Raw genomic sequence first — 18555 nt, 5'->3', positions numbered from 1 at the left:
GCCGGATCGTCGTTGATCCGATGACGACGCTTAATGCAAAGCCCATGCCAATCGTGCGAAATGCGCCGGAAAAGGCCGTCGTGCAGGGCTCGACGGCATATCGAAGGGCGTGACAGCGAGCCCGGCGCGCGGCGCGTTTTGATGCGCAGAGGCACATGGATGGTGCGACGCAGCACCTTGTGCGTGCGGGAGCCGGGCACGTGCGCGGTGCGCTCACGGCGCTTTTTCAGCGCGGCGGGCAAGACGTGGTGTGGGATCGGGCGAGCAACCTGCCTGTCTGGCGCAGTCCTTGCGTTGACCGTTGCGAAGTCATTGCGGCGACGCAGTCGCAATGAGAAGACGAAGCGCCGTGGCGTGCTTCGTTTTGCATGCGCTGGACCCGAACCGGATTTGAACCCGGCTCGAACCGGCGACGAAAACAGATCGCAGTAACGGACAACGGCGTCCCCTCGTGAACATCACGAGCGGACGCCGTTTTTATTTGACGCCGACGGTACGTTCACCGCCGGCGGAGCCACCAGGACAGAAAGCTAAGGATACCGTGATGAATACGAACACCGGCAAAGTCACGCTATTGAGCGCCGGCCCGGGCGACCTCGACCTGCTCACGCTCAAAGCCGCCAAGGCGCTCGCGGCCGCCGACGTCGTGCTGCTCGACGATCTCGCGAATTCGGGAATCGCGACGCTCGCGCCGCAAGCTCGCGTGATTCGCGTCGGCAAGCGCGGCGGCTGCCGCTCGACGCCGCAAGCGTTCATCGAACGCCTGATGCGGCGCTACGCGCTCAAGGGCTTGCACGTGGTGCGGGTCAAAGGCGGCGAAGCGCTGCTGTTCGGCCGCGCCGGCGAGGAACTGGCGGGGTTGCGCGGCGCAGGCATCGCGGTGGAGATCATCAACGGCATCTCGTCGGGCTTTGCGGCCGCGGCGGGCCTCGGCATTTCGCTCACGCATCGGCGTCACTGCCACGGTGTGAGCTTCGTCAACGCCCATACGGAGGATCACGGCGAACCGGATTGGGCCGCGCTCGCCGCGACCCGCACGACGCTGGCGATCTATATGGGAATGCGGCGTATCGCCAGCATCGCGAGCGCGTTGCTGGCGAGTCTGCCCGCCGATACCCCCGCTGCGGTCGTGCAATGGGCGGGCGGTGTCGACGAGCGGCGGCTGGTGACGCGGCTCGACCGCCTCGCCACCGACGCGACGAGTGCGGGCTTCGCCAGTCCGGCGGTGATTCTGGTGGGCGCCGCCATCGGCGAGAGCGTGGAGCGCGTGTGGGTCGAAGGTGAGCCCATGCAAGGCGAGCCGCTCGCGCACGAGGTCATCGCGCATGCCGCGTGAAGCCACGCGCGAGCCGCCTCGACGCCCCCGGCGTCATACCTTCACACCTTCATACCCCGATAGGCAGTCTCGCGACAAAACACGTGCCCTCTTCTACCGACGAGCTGACCTCCAGCGTGCCGCCATGCGCGAGCACGATCTGCCTGCAGATATAAAGGCCCAGCCCCAGACCGCCGCCGGGCTTGCTGGTGGGCGGCCGCCAGTAAGGCTCAAAGACCTTGCTCAAGGTATCCGGCGCGATCGCGTTGCCGCCGTTCGTGACGCTGAGCACCAGCTCCGCCTGCTCGACGTGCGCCCACACCCGCACCGGAAGTCCGGCGCGCCATGCGTCATCGCGTTGCCGAGCAGGTTCGACAGCAACTGCTGCACACGCGCACGGTCGCAGCGCACCGGTAGGTCGAGGGCGATATCGTCGGCGAGGATTCGCTCCGGATTGGCCATGCGCACCTCGGCGATCACCACGCGCAACGCGGCGGCCAGATCGTCGACCGCGTCGATCGACACACCGATGCCGGAGCCGAGCCGGCCGCGCGCGAAGTCCATCACGTCGTCGATCAGGCGCGCCATGCGCGACGTGGTGGTTTTCAAACGCTGGCCGATGCTCACGAGATCGGGCTCGTTGCCGCGCAGCGACAGCAACTCGGCCGTCGCGCTGATCGCCGAGAGCGGATTGCGCAGGTCATGCCCGAGCACGGCGATGAACTGCTCGCGCAGGCCGGCGGTTTCCCGCTCGCGCGACAGCTCCGCTTCGGCCGCCTGCTGGCGTCCTTCGGCGGCGAGCTGGGTCGCGATCAGCTCGGCGAACACTTCGAACATGCCGAGCGTGCGCGGGTTCGAGGGTTCGGCCGGCGCCGGATCGATCGCGCAGAGATTACCGAAGTAGCTGCCGTCGGGAAGAATGATCGGCACGGAAATATAGCTGCCGAGCTTGTAGATTCGCGCAGTGTGATGGCCGCGATAGACCGGATCGTTGTCGAAATCGTCGATCACGATCGACGCGCGCGCGGCGCGCGATTCGAAACACAGCGTGGTGTGCAGATCGAGCTGGCCGCCGGCCGCGAGCCCGAAGTTCAGTTCGTCCCGAACCGCGCAGGCGGTCCACGCGTGTTCCGTGACCCGGGCCACGGCCGCAAAGCCCATACCGGTGTGCTTGCAGATCAGGCGCAGGATGGACGGCACGGCGTCGATGCGCTGGACCGCCTCGATGTCGCGTGCAAGGCCGGCGTCGAGGCCGGTTCCGAACGGTAATTTATTCATAGACCGGCGCAGCCGGAGTTCCTTGCGTAGATGGCCTGAAAACCGAAATGGCGACGCCAGATTCTAGCGGGACTTCAAATTGCTCACTGGTTGATACCCACCAGGAGAAGCCGGATGTCCCTTCGCCACAGCGCCCGCCTGCTGATCGCCGACGACGACGCGGATCTGCTCGCCGCCTACGCGCTCTATTTCAGTGCGCATGGCTTCGACATCCGCACCGCGCACAACGGCCTCGATGCGCTCGCCGAGTACTGCGCGTGGCACCCGCAAGCCGCGCTGCTCGACGTCGAGATGCCGCGGCTCGACGGCCGCGCGGTGGCGCGGCGCATCCGCTACGTGGCTGACACGCCGGCGCCGACGCTGGTCGCTGTCAGCGGTCTCGAACAGACGGAGGAAAAGAGCGAGTCGCTGCGTTCGGGGTTCAATCATCACTTCGTCAAACCGGCGCCGATGGATGTGATTCTCGCGGCGTTGACGAAGCGTTTCAGACGAACCGGCGATTGAACCGGGGCGGCATGCGCCGGGGTGACGGTGTGGGTACTGCCGTTGCCCGAGCGGCCTGCCCGCACAGCGCGTGAATCAATCGCCGAAGGCCAGTTCCGCTTCGACCGTTTGCCCGACCCGCAGCCACGCGCCGGCCCCGCTCGCGACCAGCGCGTTGTTGCCGAACGTGATCGCGCCGTCACGCTGCGGCTGGGCCCGGTAGACGCTCATCGTGTCGCTCGGTTCGTTCGGCCAGTCGGGGTTGGGCGCGCCCTTCGCCTGGTCGATGGTCGGCATCGGGCAGCGTGCGCACAGCTTGACCAGTTGCAGTTGCACGGGCGGCTCGGCATCGGTATCGCTCGCGATGCTCAGCGTTTCGACATAGTCCTCTTCGTATGCGTCGAGCCCCGTCAGCACGAGATTCGGACGGAAGCGGTCAATTGGCACGGCCGGCGCGCCCTTGCCGGTGAGACGCGTGTTCAGATCGTCGAGCGAAGCCTGGCCGATCACCAGCAGCGGGAAACCGTCGGCGAACAGCGTCGTGGCGCCGCCGGTGCTGTCGGTGTAGTCGGGGTCGACCGTCCGCTCGCGCTCGGGATTGAAGCGCAGGAGCCGCGCCGGCATGCCGAGAAACTCGGAGAACCAGGCCGCGCTCGCATCGCCGGTATCGATGCCGTAGGCGGCGTCGTGCCAGACCTTCGTCTCGACTTTGCGCGACGCGTCGAGCCGCGCGGCGTCCAGCGGCGTGCGCAGCTCGCTCATGCCGGGCGCGCGCAGCACCAGTTCCTCTGCACCGAGTTCGGTCTTGATGAGTGCCATGCGCGGATACGCGCGCTGCGTGAACATCGCGCCGTCCGGATCGGTGACCATCCAGCTTCGATCGTATTCAAGGCCGGTCGCGAAGAGGCGCGCTTCGCGCAGCGCAATGCCCGCGCAGGATTTGACCGGATAGACGAACAGTTCGCTGATTGTAGGCATGGTGTAGGGGACGTGTAGTGCGCACGGGGCCTGTGCGCAAGGCTCGATTGTAAAGCCCCTTGCTCGCAGGCTTCCAGTCGGCGTGCGGCGTGCGTCGGCCGCTGGGTTTGCAGTTCGATGCGCCGTGGCTTCGCGCACACCTTTCTGGATTAAAAGGCGTGCCCGTCCCAGCGGTGCCGACTAAATCCTGTCGCTTGCGGACGAAGGCCAGTTCCAGCGGCGCGTTTGACCGCCTGTTGCACGAGGGTTGATGGGGTTTGATTTCGGCGCATCGATCGCGCCTCCCGCTGTGTTCGCCGCGCCGTTGAAAGCCGGCCGCGTGCCGCCGCCGTTTCGTCCAGCCTCGCTTGGACGTAGAATCCCCCAAGCATGGCGCGCCTCGCCTGGCCCGATGCGCGGCCAGAGAGCTGGCGGCCCGAAGCATCCCGGCGATGTGACGCGCACGCCGCCGCATCACCGGATAGAACTTGTAGAAGCATCCTTACCATCACCGAGACAGGAATTTCATTATGCTGAGCAAACCCGTGTTGACCGTTGCCGAAACGACCCGCATCCTCGAAGCCGCGCGTGCGGAGGCCGAGAAGAACAAATGGGCCGTCGCGATCGTGGTGGTCGACGACGGCGGTCATCCGCTCGGAATGTTGCGGCTCGACGGCGGTGCGCCGGCCAGCTCGTACATCGCGACGGAAAAAGCGCGCACCGCGGCGATCGGCCGTCGTGAGACCAAGGTCTACGAAGACATGATCAACAACGGCCGCACCGCATTCCTGAGCGCGCCGCTGCAAGGCACGCTGGAAGGCGGCGTGCCGGTGATCGTCGACGGCCAGGTGGTCGGCGCGGTCGGCGTGTCCGGCGTCAAGTCGGATCAGGACGTGCAGGTCGCCAAGGCCGGCATCGCGGCTCTCGCGGCCTGAAGCGTGAAGGCGTCGGCAACGGTGCGCCCGCCTCGATCGAATTGAAGTACCCCGTGGCATCACTCTGGCAATAACTGGCAATCACGCGGACCGATGCCCCCTCATCGGTCCCATTCAGACAGATGGAGCAGTCGATGACTCAGATGAACCCGCGCGGCGGATTGCAGGTCGCCGCCAACCTCGACCAGTTTGTCGAAACCGAAGCCCTGCCCGGCACCGGAATCGACAGCGCCGCATTCTGGTCGGGTTTCGACGCCCTCGTGCACGAACTGGCGCCCAAAAATCGGGCGCTGCTCGCCGAGCGCGACCGCCTGCAAGCCGAACTCGATAGCTGGCATCGCACGAATCCGGGTCCGGTGCGCGATCTGCGCGCGTACCGTGCGTTCCTCGAAGGCATCGGCTATATCGTGCCGGCACCTTCGCGCGTCAAAGCCACGACCGACCAGGTGGACACCGAAATCGCCGAACAGGCCGGCCCGCAACTCGTCGTGCCGCTGTCGAATCAGCGCTATGCGCTGAACGCGGCGAACGCGCGCTGGGGCAGCCTGTATGACGCGCTGTACGGCACCGATGCGATCCCCGAGACCAATGGCGCGCAAAAGCAGCAGGCCTTCAATCCGGTGCGCGGCGCCGCGGTGATCGCCTATGCGCGCAAGTTTCTCGATCAGGCCGCCCCGCTCGCGAACGGCTCGCATGCCGACGCGACGCGCTATCACGTGGAAAGCGGCAAGCTGGTCGTCACGTTGAAGAGCGGCACGAGCGAGTTGGCCAAACCCGCGCAGTTCATCGGTTATCAGGGCGATGAAAGCGCGCCGTCCTCCGTGCTGCTCAAGCACAACGGCCTGCACTTCGACATCCAGATCGACGCGAACGATTCGATCGGCAAGACCGATGCGGCGCATGTGAAGGACGTGGTGGTCGAAGCGGCGGTGAGCACGATCATCGATTGCGAAGACTCGGTCGCGGCCGTGGATGCGGACGACAAGGTGCAGCTCTATCGCAACTGGCTCGGTCTGATGACCGGCGATCTGACCGAACAGGTGACGAAGAACGGCAAGACCTTCACGCGGCGTCTGAACGAAGATCGCGTGTACGTCGCCGCGAATGGCACCGCGCCCGTCGTGCTGCATGGCCGCTCGCTGCTGTTCATCCGCAACGTCGGTCATTTGATGACCAATCCGGCGGTGCTGACGAAGGACGGCCACGAAATTCCGGAAGGCATTCTCGACGCGGTGATCACGACGCTGTGCGCGCTGCACGACCGCAAGCACAAGCTGAATTCGCGCACCGGCTCGATCTACATCGTCAAGCCGAAGATGCACGGCCCGGCCGAAGTCGCGTTCGCGAGCGAGCTGTTCGCGCGCGTCGAAGACCTGCTGCAACTGCCGCGCAACACGATCAAGATGGGCATCATGGACGAGGAGCGCCGCACCAGCGTGAACCTGCTCGCCTGTATCGCCGAAGCGTCGGAGCGGGTTGCGTTCATCAACACGGGCTTTCTCGATCGCACCGGCGACGAGATGCACTCGGCCATGGAAGCCGGCCCGATGATGCGCAAGGGCGACATGAAGTCGAGCGCGTGGATCGCCGCGTATGAGCGCAGCAACGTGCTGGCCGGTTTGAGCGCGGGCCTGCGCGGCCGCTCGCAGATCGGCAAGGGCATGTGGGCGATGCCCGACCTGATGCACGCGATGCTCGAACAGAAGATCGCGCATCCGAAGGCCGGTGCGAATACCGCATGGGTGCCCTCGCCGACCGCCGCGACGCTGCATGCGCTGCACTATCACCAGGTCGACGTGCAGGCGGTTCAGCAGCAGTTGGAGCGCACCGACTACGCGACGGTGCGCGACGAACTGCTCGACGGTCTGCTGACGATTCCGGTGGTCGAATCCGCGAAGTGGAGCGACGACGAGATTCGCAGCGAGATCGACAACAACGCGCAAGGCATTCTCGGCTACGTGGTGCGCTGGATCGACCAGGGCGTGGGCTGCTCGAAGGTGCCGGACATTCACGACGTCGGCCTGATGGAAGACCGCGCGACGCTGCGCATTTCGAGCCAGCACATCGCCAACTGGCTGCATCACGGCGTGGTGAAGCGCGAGCTGGTCGAAGAGACGTTCAGGCGCATGGCCAAGGTGGTCGACGAACAGAACGCCGGCGACCCGCATTACAAACCGATGGCGCCGGGCTTCGACACGATCGCGTTCAAGGCCGCGCAGGCGCTGGTGTTCGAAGGGCGCCAGCAGCCTAGCGGTTATACGGAACCGCTGCTGCACAAGTTCCGGCTGGAAGTGAAGCAGCAGGGGTAAAGCCGTAGCGGCCTGGCCTCTTCGCTTTCAGTGACGGGCGAAGAGGCCGAAACGACGACGGGCGCCGCGTGATGCGGCGCCCGTTTTCATATGCGCAGAGCTTTCGTGCGGCGCTGGCGCTCAGCGCGATTGCATGTAACCCGCGCGGTTCAGCAGCGGATCAACCCATCCGCTGAACGACTCAGGCCGCTTCCGCCGTGTACTGCGCCGGCACGCCCGCCGGCTGGTTGTTCTGCATATACGCCTGCAGATACGCTTCGAAATCGGCCTTCACTTCCGGATGGCGCAGTGCGAATTCCACCGTCGCCTTCAGATAGCCGAGCTTGCTGCCACAATCGAAACGCGTGCCGAAATAGCGGTACGCGAGCACCTGCTCTTCGGTCAGCAGCGACTGCACCGCGTCGGTCAGTTGCAGTTCGCCGCCCGCGCCCGGCTTCAACGCGCGGATATGCTTGAAGATGGTCGGCATCAGCACGTAGCGGCCCACCACGCCGAGATTCGACGGCGCATCGTCCGGCGCCGGCTTTTCGACGATGCCCGACAGCTTGATCACGTTGTCTTCCCACTCGCGGCCGTCGACGACGCCATACGAACGGCTGTCTTCGCGCGCAATGGTTTCGACGCCGATCACCGAGCTGTGATAGTGATTGAAGGTGTCGACGAGCTGGCTCATCACCGGCTTGGAGCTGTGCAGCAGGTCGTCCGCGAGAATGACGGCGAACGGGCTGTCGCCCACCAGTTTTTCGGCGCACAGCACCGCGTGACCCAGGCCGAGCGCTTCGGCCTGGCGCACGTAGAAGCAGTCGACGTTGGCCGGCTTGATGCTGCGCACGAGGTCGAGCAGCTTCTGCTTGTTGCGTGCTTCGAGTTCGGACTCGATCTCATAGGACTTGTCGAAGTGATCTTCGATCGCGCGCTTGCTGCGGCCCGTCACGAAGATCATCTCGGTGATGCCGGCGGCAATCGCTTCCTCGACCGCGTACTGGATCAGCGGCTTGTCCACGATCGGCAGCATTTCCTTAGGACTTGCTTTGGTAGCCGGCAGGAATCGTGTCCCGAGGCCCGCTACGGGAAACACGGCTTTGGTGACTTTCAGCATGGTAGGCATTCCCACATCGGTTAGAAGTTAGTGTGTTCGCGGACCTGGCGGCCAATCGATGTCGCCGGAAAGACTAGCAAAAAAACTCGCGCGTTTCACGTGCGATTTTTTTATCGAATCAACAAAATAAATCGGTTTGCTTTCGTTATGCCGAATAGCAATAAGCACCAGGAAATAATTACATATATCAATTGAATTATTTCCGGTAATTCCGAAAATTTTACGTCTCGAACCAACCGGCCGGCAATGCGCCGGCCGGCGTCGGCATGGCGATGAAGCGCGCCACTGTCACACGCGTTTCATCGATTGTCGTTCCACGTCATTCGTTTTCGTCGACGGGCGGCAGCTTGCCCGGATTCATCCGGTAACGGCGGATCGGCTCGTTGCGCAAGGCCTCGCGGTAAGCGGAGGCGGCGACGAGGATCAGCAGCACGGCAATGCCGGCGAGTAAATGCAGGTTCATGACTTCACCTCTGGTCAAGAAAATCCGTGCTTTAAATTAGCACGACAAAAGCGGTAAATAATTCGTCGCCGCATCTGTTTATGCTCAATTACAATTCGTCACAAAATCGCCGTTCAATTCAATCAGACAGGTAATTTTTTATCGATTTTTTACGGCCGCGGTGCTCTAGCATGTGATCCATCGCGGGCGCGTACGGCGCCCGGCACTTCGCTTTTTCCCGTTCAGCTTCAGAATAAGGACCGCGCATGAGCGACTCAGCACTGGATGCCGCCGGCTCATCCCTGCCCCTTTCCCCGTCTGGCCCTGCTCGTGCGGCCAGCGCCGCCGCGCGTGCATCGGCCGAAGCGCGCGCGGCCAGCGCCGGCAAGGAGCACGTGATCGACGCGATGCGCGGCTTCGCCGCGTTGCTGGTCGCGTATTTTCATTGCCGCCAGGTCGCGTGGGTCGGCATGCAGGCGTTTCATCAGAGCGTCGGCCATTCGTTCAGCTTGAGCGCGATCGCCGCCTATCTGACGTTCCCGATCGCGTGGGGCTCGGCGGGCGTGCCGATTTTCTTCGTGATCAGCGGCTATTGCATTCATCGCGGCGGCGCGCTGCGCCTCGCGGCCAATCCCGCTTACCGGCTCGATGCCGCCAATTTCTGGGTACGCCGTTTCGCGCGCATTTACCCGGTGCTGCTCGCGGCGCTGGTGCTGACCTTCGCGCTCGACTGGTTCAGCCTGCAACTGCCGCCCGTCAGCCACAAGATCCGCGAGATCGGCCTGCAGGCGTTTCTCGTCAACCTGTTCTCGCTGCAAGGCGTGGCCGGCAAGACCTATGGATCGAACGGCGCACTCTGGACGCTGTCGCTCGAGGTGCAGTTCTACGCGATCTATCCGCTGCTCTTCGCCGTGCGCCGGCGCATCGGCATGACGTCGGTGCTGGCGCTCGTCGCCGTGGTCAACGTGGCGTCGGCCTATGTGCTCGAACGCCATGACCTCCAGTTCTTCACGTCGTACTGGTTCTCGTGGACGCTCGGCGCGTGGATTGCCGATGCCAAGGTTCGCAGCGCGCCGCAAGCCCGCTCGTCGACGTGGCTCTATGCGCTGGCCGCGGGCTTTATCGCGCTCGGCTGCGTGGCCTTTCATTTCGGGCAGTACGGTGCGTTCCAGTTGTGGGCGCTCGGCTTCGCGTTCTATCTGTACAAGGCGCTGGACCGCCGCAACGGGCCGCCGCGCGCAAGCTTCGCCACGCGGCTGCTGTCCCGGTTCGGCGATTTCAGCTTTTCGCTGTACCTGATCCATCTGCCGATTTTCGTGCTGCTGTCGTCGCTGCTGTTCCGCTCGGCGTTGCAGATGTCGATCTGGCCGTCGTTCGGCTATATGCTCGTGGCCGTGCCGGCCGCCTACGTGTTCTACCGGCTGGTCGAACTGCCCGCCATGAAGTGGTCGGCCAGCTTCAAACCGAAAGCCGTGAAGCCGTGAAGCCGCAGCAATAAGTCACGGCACGGCAAAACAGCGATAAAAAAACGGAGCGAAAGCTGCTGACTTTCGCTCCGCTACGCCAACGACAGGAACCGGCCGAGTCCCTGCCTACCCCCGCGTCAAATCGGTGCGCGCCGCAGCGCATCGAACCTGCCTGAACCCGCATCGACAGCGGCGGCCTGAGGGATCGATCCTCCCAGGCCGCCCTGACCCGTTTAACGCCCCGCCACGCGCTTCAGAATTCGCGCGACACCATCGACATAGGTCGCGGTGCCGAAGCGGCTCAGCGCCGTCTGGTAGCCGTTTCTGACCAGCTTGTTGCGCAGGTCGTCGTTCGAGCGCAATTCCGCAAGCGTGTCGGCGAGACTGTGCGCATCGCCGGGCGTGCACATCACGCCGTTCTCGTAGTCGTCGATGATCTCCAGTACGCCGCCCGCGCGGGCCGCCACCACCGGCCGCTGCGCGAGCATCCCCTCGACGATCACTCGGCCGAACGGCTCCGGCGTGATCGACGTATGGACGACCGCGTCGACCGCGCACATGCAGGCCGGAATGTCGTGCTGGAAGCCGAGAAAATGCACCCGCTCGCCGAGGTCGTGCGCGGCGACGAACGCATGCAATTCGCTCTCGTACTGGTCCTCGCCGAACAGTGGCGCGCCGACCAGCACCGCGTGCATCTGCGGATTGAGCACCATCGCTTCGAGCAGCACGTGCTGCCCTTTCCAGCGCGCGAGGCGGCTGAACGAGCCCACGAGGAACGCGTCGCGCGGCAGGTTCAGCCGCTCGCGCAGCGCCGCTTGCGGCACCGCGCGCAACGCGTCGAACGGCTCGGCGGAGATGCCGTTGAAGACGACGTCGATACGCTTGTCGTCGAATTGCGTGAGCTTCGCGAACGCTTGCGCCGATGCCGCCGAGTTGGCGATCACGTGCGTGAGGCCGAACCGCGCGCACCACTTGATGATCGCGAGCTGCTTGCCGCCGAAATGCTCTGGACTCACGATGTCGCGCAGATGCCAGACCACCGGCCGCCTCGCGAGCTTGCCGGCGATCGCGCCGATCACCATCGCCCGCTGCGTGTTCGCGTAGATCACATGCGCCTTGCGCGCGCGCCTGGCGGTGGCGCGCACGAGCGACAGCAAGCCCTTGAGCGCCGCGCCCTTCGGCAACGAACCGCCCTGCTTCTTCACATGACGCAGCGCGCCGGCATCGAGCACCTCGACCGTCACGCCCGCCTGGTCGAGTGCCGTGCGGAACGGACCGTCGTCGAACAGCACGACCTCGATGCGCGAGCGCAGCGCCTTGACGATCTCCAGCAGCGACAGCTCGGCGCCGCCGAGCACACCGCTTTGATCGACGGCGAGGATGCGCGGCGCGCTCGCGGCGGCGTTTGCCTTGTAGGGGACGTAGGCCGGCAGTTGCGCACTGCGCAAGGCCGGCACCGCCGCGCGCACATGCGCGAAGAAACGTTCGCGGAAATGCGCGGCGGAGAACTGTTCGGCGTTGGCCCGGCAGTCCATCGGCGAAAACCGCTTGATGTGCGTGTCGAAACGCTCGACCGCGGCGATGATCGATTCGGTATCCTGCTCATCGAAGAACATGCCGGTGGGCCGCGGCTCCGACAGATCGCGCACGGTTTCGAGCGCCCCGCCCTTGCCGTAGGCAATCACCGGCGTGCCGCACGCCTGCGCTTCGACCACCGAGATGCCGAAGTCTTCCTCGGCGGCGAACACGAAGGCCTTCGCGCGGCTCATCCGGTCCTTGAGCACCTTGAACGGCTGGTAGCCCATGATCTCGACGTTCGGCCCCGCCTTCGCGCGGATCTTCTCCATGTCGGGACCGTCGCCGATCACGACCAGCTTGCGCTCGGGCATGCGCGCAAACGCCTCGACGATCAGGTCGATCTTCTTGTACGGCACCATCCGCGATGCGGTCAGATAGAAGTCTTCTTTCTCGGTGCACAACGAAAAAGCGTCGACGTCGACCGGCGGAAAGATCACCTGCGCCTCGCGCTGATAGACCTTCTTGATGCGCCGGGCAATGAACTCCGAGTTCGCGACGAAGCCGTCCACCGAGTTCGACGTGCGGATATCCCAGTTGCGGATGTAATGCAGAATCAGCCGCGCGAGCGCCGACTTCGGACCGTTGGTCAGCTTCGACTGCTGCAGGTATTGATGCTGCAGATCCCACGCGTAGCGGATCGGCGAATGCACGTAGCTGATATGCACCTGGTCGGGGCCGGTCAGAATGCCCTTGGCGACCGCATGGCTGCTGGAAATCACGACGTCGTACGCGGACACGTCGAGCTGCTCGATCGCAAGCGGCATCAGCGGCAGATACGAGCGGTACTTGCTGCGCGCGAGCGGCAGCTTCTGGATGAACGACGTCGTCACGGACTTGCCGCGCAGAAAGCTGCGGTCGTCGAGAAAGTCGACGAGACTGAACAGGTCCGCGTCCGGAAAGCACGCGACGATCTGCTCGAGCACTTTCTCCGCGCCCGCATAGGTGACGAGCCAGTCATGCACGATCGCGATGCGCACCGTTTTATCGGCGCGCATCGCGGCGCGGCGCGGCGTGGCCTGCACGCCGGGCACGCTGGTGAGTTCGTCGAGCGCGCTGCGCTTCGCGGGCCGCAGCACGGCTTCTTCAAGGAGGTCCTGGTTCATGCGCTTTTCCTCGGATTCAGTCGCAACAGCAGTGAACGCGCAAGATTGCGCAAGGCGGGGGTCATCGTGATCGACCAGGCGAGATTCGCGCCGACCATCAGTACGCCGGCGGCGATCGCCAGCGCGAGACCCGGCAGGAAGCTCGCGAGCCACAGGCTCGCGAGCAGGAAAGCGAGGTGGGCGAGCATGTCGAGCGCGATCTGGCGGGCGCGGATCGCCGAGAAATGCAGCAGCACCGCGTAGTCGAACAGCGCGCGGCCGGCCACGGCCACCGCCGCGCCGGTCAGCCCGAAATGGGTGATGCCGAGCCACAGAGCCCCTGCAAACAGGGGCAATTCGACGAGACCGACGCGTGCGGCCGTAGCCGGACTGACCTGCGACTGGATCAGGATCCGCGTGACATTCGCCTGGCCGACCAGCCACACGGCGACGATCATGATGCGGCCCACCGGCGCGGCGACCGTGGCGATCTCATTGCCGACCCACAGATGCAGGAACGGTTCGAGCACCAGCATCGCGATCAGCGCGACCGGCGTGAACACGCCATTGAGAAATTCGAGCGACTGCTGCGTGATGGAGTCGGCATCCGCACGGCCTACCGCGGACAAACGCGGAAACAGCGTGCGCACCAGCGCGGTCGGCACGATGTTCAGCCGCGTCACGAGGTTCTGCGGCACCGTGTAGTACGTGACGAAACGCGCGCCGAGACGCGAGCCGAGCATCACGCGATCGAGCGAGTCGGCGATCATCGTGGTGACGCTGGCAATCAGCATCCAGCCGCCGAAATTGAACAACCCCTTGGCCACGCCGAATTGCGGCGGCAGAACGCGGCGGATTTCCAGCACCTTCAGCGCAGAGCGGCCCAGCAGAAGCGCCGCGAGAATCCGCGCGAACACCGCCGCGGCGAGCACGTTCTGCAACGTCGCGCCGAGCCACCACGCGGCGCCGAGCGGCAGCAGCTGGAACAGGAACGTGCCGATGGTCTGGTTGGTGTTGTAGACGCCGAAGCGCTCCGCGCCGTTGATTGCGCCGGCGAACACCCACGACACGTTGGCAATCGGAATCGCCACCGCGAGCCACGGCAGCGCCATGTAGACCTCATGCTGCAACTCGGGCGACACCTTGGTGAAATAGGCGGTGTAGAGAAACGCGCCGAAATAAATGATCAATCCACCGATGACCCCGGTCGCGAGATTGAGCCACGTCGCGCTCCAGAACACGCGCGCGCTTTCGTCCTTGTCGCCGGATGCGCGCGCCTTCGAGATGTGGTTCTGCGCGGCCATGCTCATGCCGAGATCGAGAATCCCGAAGTAGCCGATCAGCGTCCACACGAGACTGATCACGCCGTAGCGCTCGACGCCGAGCAGCTTGATATACGACGGCACGGTGACGAGCGAGACGAAGGTCGGCAGCACCAGCCCGACGAAATTGATCGTTACGTTCCTGAGAATGCCTTTGTCCATCGGATGCCTTGGGTTGACTGCGTTTGCGTTTGCGTTTGTGGTTGCGTTTGCGTTTGTAGTTGCGTTTGTGGTCACGGTTTCCAGCGGTACATCAGCACCTTGCCGCGCGCGTCTTCCTCGACGAATATCAGGTACTCGCCGTCGGCGCGCTTCGCCGCGCTGATGCCGTTGGGCACGTCGACCCAGCCCGACGCGCGCCCCACTTCCGCGCCCGGCCGGATCACGCCGAGTTCCCGGCCGCTGTCCTTGTCCCACACATGCACCGCGCCGACCGGTTCGACGCCGAAGATGTATTGCCCCTCGACGGTCAGGCCGATGATCGTCGCGATGGGTTTGCTATGCGTCTGCCACGGCAGCGTGATCGCGTAGCGCTGCACCGGATTGCCGCTCGACCATTTGTCGTAGCGCACCAGCACGCGCCCCACCTCTTTCCAGAAGCCGCGATCGACCGGCGTGTCGGGCGTGTAGCCGGTCACGTACATCGTGTCGGTGGCGGGGTCGTAGATCGCGCGGTGCAGTTCGGTGAACGGCTGGGGCACCGGGTATTGCGTGAGATTCGAATATGAGTAGACGGGATTGCCCTTCGCGTCCAGGCCGCCGAAACGGAAGCGGTAGATGCCCTTCGTGTCGCGCGTGCGCCAGATGTCGCCGTTGGTATCGACCCACCAGCCCCAGCCGCCTGCGAGCTTCGTGCCCGTCGTGTTGAGCGTGAATTCGTCGCTATCGAAGCGGCCGTCGCCGTTCGTATCGCGCCAGATCCAATCGCCGCCCGGCGGTGCATTCGGCACCTTCGCGACCGCGCGCTCGCGGCCCGCGATGAAGCCAGAAGGAATCGCGGTTTCGCCGTCATGCTGCGGATCGAAGCGATAGATCTTCAGATGGTCCGCATACATGTCCGTCAGATAGAGGAAGGTGCGGCCCTTGAGCTTGCGGGCGATCGGCAGGCCCGGGTATTGATCCGTGTGAAAGACCGGGTCGTCGGGATATTTGAAACGGTTAGACAGGAACCCTACGTATTTCCAGTCCTGTCCGGCGGGCTTCGACAGATCGAGCTCGAAGCGCTTGTTGCCGGTATAGACGCTATCCGGCCGCGACGGATCGATCCACGCACCATCGACGAACAGCAGCCCCTGCACCTGCCAGTTCTGCTTGCCGTCGGGCGCATAGCTTTCGAGCGTCGCGCCGAGGCCCGCGCCGATCGGCGCGTAGCGCGGGCCGATGCCGTTGGTCGACACGTAGACGTTGCCGCGCGCATCCACGCCGACGCCGGTGAGTCCGTTGAAACGGCGCGGGCCCGGCTTGCCGGCCACGCCGCTGAAAATGCCGCCTTTCTCGCCGAGCGCACCCGACTCCGCATAGCGGCCGTTGCTCTTCGTGAAGAACAGCACCTGCTGGCGCGGACCGTTGTCGGCGATCAGGATGCGGCCTTGCGCGTCGACGGCGAGATCGACCGCGACCGTGTCGGCGGGCAGCGTGAAGTTTTCTTCGATGCGCTGACCGGTGGCCGTGTAATGCTCGATGCGCGCATGTTCGCCGCGCGTGCCGCTCAGCACCCACAGCGTGCCGTCGGGTGCGAGCGCGAGGCGGCCGGGTTCGTGCACGTCCCACGCGGCCTTCTTCTGCATCGATTCGGCGTCGTACACCTCGATGCGGTCGCGCGCGGTATTCGCCGCGTAAAGCGTGGTGTCGTTCGCCGCGAGACCGCCGATTTCAGCGCTCGTACCGGTCGGCACTTCGTTCATCATCAGGAAGCCGGCGGCGAGTTGCGCGTGCGGGTCGGCGGATTTCGCGGCGGGCTGGAACGGTGCGGCGCGTTTCGGATCGGCGATCTGCCGGCGCGAAATGCCGAACCATTGCTTGCCCTTCCCGGGCCACACGCCCTGCTCGACCAGATGACCCTTTTCGTTGCCGACCGCGATCGCCACGAACGCGTATTTGCGATTCACCGCGACCGCGTTGCCGCCGCCATTGCCCCAGCCGTGCGTGCCGCCCGCGAAGCCGAGCATCTTGCCGTTCTGATAGACGCTTGCTTCGGCGCCGCTCTCGTCCCATGGCGCGTTCGTATACACCTTGCCTTCGGGCGCGACCGCGATCGCGGTGATGTCGATCTGTGCCCACGTACCGTCGCCGAAGCCGAAGCTGTTGCCGATCCATGACGTTTTCGCGTTCAACGCGGTCTCCGCGCGCGCCGCGACACTGACCAATCCTGCGGCCAGTGCGGCGGCGCATGCCAATACGGCGAACCAGCTTTTGAACGTGAAACGGGGCAAGGTAGGTCCTCCAGTCAACGCCGCGCTCGGGCACGAGCCCGCGCGACGATACAAAAGTCAGTGATGTGACGGGCCGGGCCGCCGAAAGCCACACAGGAACGTGCGACCGATTCGTGCAGGAAGGACGGCTGCGAGGCAGCGCGCTGATGCGACATTCATTCAGGCGACATTCAGACAACGGCCGGACCGCCCGCTAGCGCGACGGCCCACGCACCGTCCTGGACATGCCAGTGCGCACGGCTCCCCGCATGGGTCACCGCCCTGGCCACATTACGCGGAAAAAACACTGCGACGAAAATCGAAAATAATTCAAAAATATTCGACGCTTTAAGCATCGTGAAAGAAATCGATTTAAAAATAGATTAAAACGGAACGCATGAACGGCGCGCGTCGCGCGGCACGGTTTCACCCATCCTTACCGATGTCAGGCTGCACTCGCCGCATTTATTACATATTTCCCGTTCGCTACACGGCTCACAAGACAAGCATATAAATCCCGTGGAAATGAATAACGAAACACCCTGTTGCAATCTGATTCATTTATCCAATTCATTCCCGTTTTTTCGCGATTTTCTTTTCCCTAGAATCGATTGCACTTCCGTTGCGACGCGAAGCGAGCGCGCCTGCCCCTTGTGGACTCTCGCGCGACGCTTCGCCCGGCCCATCCGCTACACACCATGGACGGTTCATGACTGCCAGCGCATTGCCCCTCGCGCCCTCCCATTCCCGCATCGTGCAGCTCGACGGCTTGCGCGCCATCGCCGTGCTCGCGGTGTTCGCGCAGCACGCATTGAAAGCGCCGCTGTGGATGGGCGTCGATCTGTTTTTTGTCCTGAGCGGCTTTCTGATCAGCGGCATCCTGCTCGATCGCAAGGACCGCGGGCAATCCTATTTCCGCTACTTTTACGCACGCCGCGCGCGACGCATCCTGCCGCCGTATCTGTTGCTGATGGTGGTGTCGTCGCTGCTGTTCGGCCTCGCGTGGGCGCAGCATTGGTACTGGTATGCGTTTTTCGCGACCAATATCGGCGACGCGCTCAATCAGAGCGGTCACGACAGCCTCAACGTGCTGTGGTCGCTCGCGGTCGAAGAGCAGTTCTATATCTTCTGGCCGTTCGTGATCCTGCTTGTGCCCGAGCGTCTGCTCGGCTACGTGGCGGCCGCGCTGATCGTGCTGGTGCCGGTGCTGCGCGCGGTGGCCACGCCCTGGTTCGACTCGTTCTGGCCCATCTATTACCTGACGCCGTTCCGCATGGACCTGCTCGCGGCCGGCGCGCTGCTCGCGGTGGCGGTGCGGCGCGACCGCCACGCGCTCGAGCCGTTCAAATGGCTCGCGGTGCTCGGTTTCTTCGCCGCGCTGGCCGTGCTGGCGTGGCTGCATCTGCAGTTTCCGCGGTTTCGCGCGGCCAATACGCCGTTGTCGAATGCCGGGCTCTACAGCGTTTCGTTGGTGCTTTGTACTTCCGTCGTGGTCATCGCCCTGCAAAGCAAGGGCATCGTCAAACGGCTGCTGTGCAATCCCGTGCTGGTCTATATCGGCACCATCAGCTACACGATTTACCTGATTCACCTGAGCGTGCTGTACGTGCTGTGGCCGCTGCATCTGAACCGTTATCTGACCGCCGGGTGCGCCCTCGCGATCACGCTCGCCTACGCGAGCATCACATGGTTCGCGTTCGAGAAGCGGTTGATTTTCGGTGCACGCGGCAAGAAACAGGCGCATGTGCCTGGCCATGCGTCGGCTCAGACGCAGACGCATGCGCCGTCCGGCAGCAGTGTCGCGCGAGCGGGCACTGCGCCGCAAAGCCGCGCATGAGATGCCGTGGAGACCTTGCCGCGAGCCTGAGGGCCGCGGCT

The 18555-nt window shown here is 64.3% G+C and carries 14 protein-coding genes; 6 read left to right on the top strand and 8 right to left on the bottom strand.

Translation table 11 applies throughout. The features are described 5' to 3' along the window. The first annotated feature begins 544 nt into the window (after positions 1-544). Positions 545-1336, top strand: coding sequence for a uroporphyrinogen-III C-methyltransferase (gene cobA, locus PQQ53_RS13180; protein WP_408324388.1), 792 nt, complete (start codon positions 545-547; stop codon positions 1334-1336). Positions 1337-1385: 49 nt separating this feature from the next. On the opposite strand, the gene PQQ53_RS13175 is transcribed toward cobA, so the two are convergent. Continuing rightward, positions 1386-1607, bottom strand: a complete 222-nt coding sequence (locus tag PQQ53_RS13175; protein WP_408324386.1) for a sensor histidine kinase — start codon at positions 1605-1607, stop codon at positions 1386-1388. Continuing rightward, complete coding sequence (locus PQQ53_RS13170; protein WP_408324384.1) at positions 1559-2593, bottom strand: sensor histidine kinase; 1035 nt, start codon at positions 2591-2593, stop codon at positions 1559-1561. The genes PQQ53_RS13175 and PQQ53_RS13170 overlap by 49 nt, the downstream gene beginning before the upstream one ends. A 114-nt stretch (positions 2594-2707) precedes the next feature. Here PQQ53_RS13170 and PQQ53_RS13165 point away from each other — a divergent pair, with 114 nt between their 5' ends. Beyond that, positions 2708-3097, top strand: coding sequence for a response regulator (locus PQQ53_RS13165; RefSeq protein ID WP_408324382.1), 390 nt, complete (start codon positions 2708-2710; stop codon positions 3095-3097). 75 nt (positions 3098-3172) lie between these two features. Here the strand turns inward: PQQ53_RS13165 and PQQ53_RS13160 are convergent, their stop codons facing one another. Further along, on the bottom strand, positions 3173-4054 hold the full coding sequence (locus PQQ53_RS13160; protein ID WP_408324381.1) for an MOSC domain-containing protein: 882 nt from the start codon (positions 4052-4054) through the stop codon (positions 3173-3175). Positions 4055-4563: 509 nt separating this feature from the next. Between PQQ53_RS13160 and PQQ53_RS13155 the strand changes: the two genes are divergently transcribed. Together PQQ53_RS13155 and PQQ53_RS13150 are read left to right on the top strand one after the other, a co-directional pair. Continuing rightward, complete coding sequence (locus tag PQQ53_RS13155) at positions 4564-4968, top strand: heme-binding protein (RefSeq protein ID WP_408142278.1); 405 nt, start codon at positions 4564-4566, stop codon at positions 4966-4968. Between the two features lie 134 nt (positions 4969-5102). Then, positions 5103-7277: a malate synthase G gene (locus PQQ53_RS13150; protein ID WP_408324379.1), complete on the top strand. Its 2175-nt coding sequence runs from the start codon at positions 5103-5105 to the stop codon at positions 7275-7277. Between the two features lie 181 nt (positions 7278-7458). Here the strand turns inward: PQQ53_RS13150 and galU are convergent, their stop codons facing one another. Then, on the bottom strand, positions 7459-8376 hold the full coding sequence (galU, locus tag PQQ53_RS13145; protein ID WP_408142282.1) for a UTP--glucose-1-phosphate uridylyltransferase GalU: 918 nt from the start codon (positions 8374-8376) through the stop codon (positions 7459-7461). Positions 8377-8695: 319 nt separating this feature from the next. After that, positions 8696-8839, bottom strand: a complete 144-nt coding sequence (locus tag PQQ53_RS13140; protein ID WP_175157622.1) for a hypothetical protein — start codon at positions 8837-8839, stop codon at positions 8696-8698. Between the two features lie 245 nt (positions 8840-9084). Here PQQ53_RS13140 and PQQ53_RS13135 point away from each other — a divergent pair, with 245 nt between their 5' ends. Continuing rightward, positions 9085-10302, top strand: a complete 1218-nt coding sequence (locus PQQ53_RS13135) for an acyltransferase family protein (RefSeq protein ID WP_408142285.1) — start codon at positions 9085-9087, stop codon at positions 10300-10302. A gap of 215 nt (positions 10303-10517) precedes the next feature. On the opposite strand, the gene PQQ53_RS13130 is transcribed toward PQQ53_RS13135, so the two are convergent. The 3 genes from PQQ53_RS13130 to PQQ53_RS13120 all read right to left on the bottom strand — a co-directional run bounded on the left by PQQ53_RS13130 (position 10518) and on the right by PQQ53_RS13120 (position 16698). Beyond that, positions 10518-12965, bottom strand: coding sequence for a glycosyltransferase family 4 protein (locus PQQ53_RS13130; RefSeq protein WP_408324377.1), 2448 nt, complete (start codon positions 12963-12965; stop codon positions 10518-10520). Beyond that, on the bottom strand, positions 12962-14428 hold the full coding sequence (locus tag PQQ53_RS13125; protein ID WP_408152618.1) for a flippase: 1467 nt from the start codon (positions 14426-14428) through the stop codon (positions 12962-12964). The genes PQQ53_RS13130 and PQQ53_RS13125 overlap by 4 nt, the downstream gene beginning before the upstream one ends. Before the next feature lie 71 nt (positions 14429-14499). Next, complete coding sequence (locus tag PQQ53_RS13120; protein WP_408324376.1) at positions 14500-16698, bottom strand: NHL repeat-containing protein; 2199 nt, start codon at positions 16696-16698, stop codon at positions 14500-14502. 688 nt (positions 16699-17386) lie between these two features. Between PQQ53_RS13120 and PQQ53_RS13115 the strand changes: the two genes are divergently transcribed. Beyond that, positions 17387-18514 carry an acyltransferase family protein gene (locus PQQ53_RS13115; RefSeq protein WP_408324374.1) on the top strand — a complete coding sequence of 376 codons (1128 nt, stop codon included), beginning with the start codon at positions 17387-17389 and terminating at the stop codon, positions 18512-18514. Positions 18515-18555 lie beyond the last annotated feature (41 nt).

Origin of the sequence: Paraburkholderia strydomiana, from assembly GCF_046030495.1 — a bacterium.
GTDB lineage: Bacteria > Pseudomonadota > Gammaproteobacteria > Burkholderiales > Burkholderiaceae > Paraburkholderia > Paraburkholderia strydomiana_A.
Note: the sequence above shows the minus strand (reverse complement) of the source record. Positions and strands in the feature narration are given on the sequence as shown.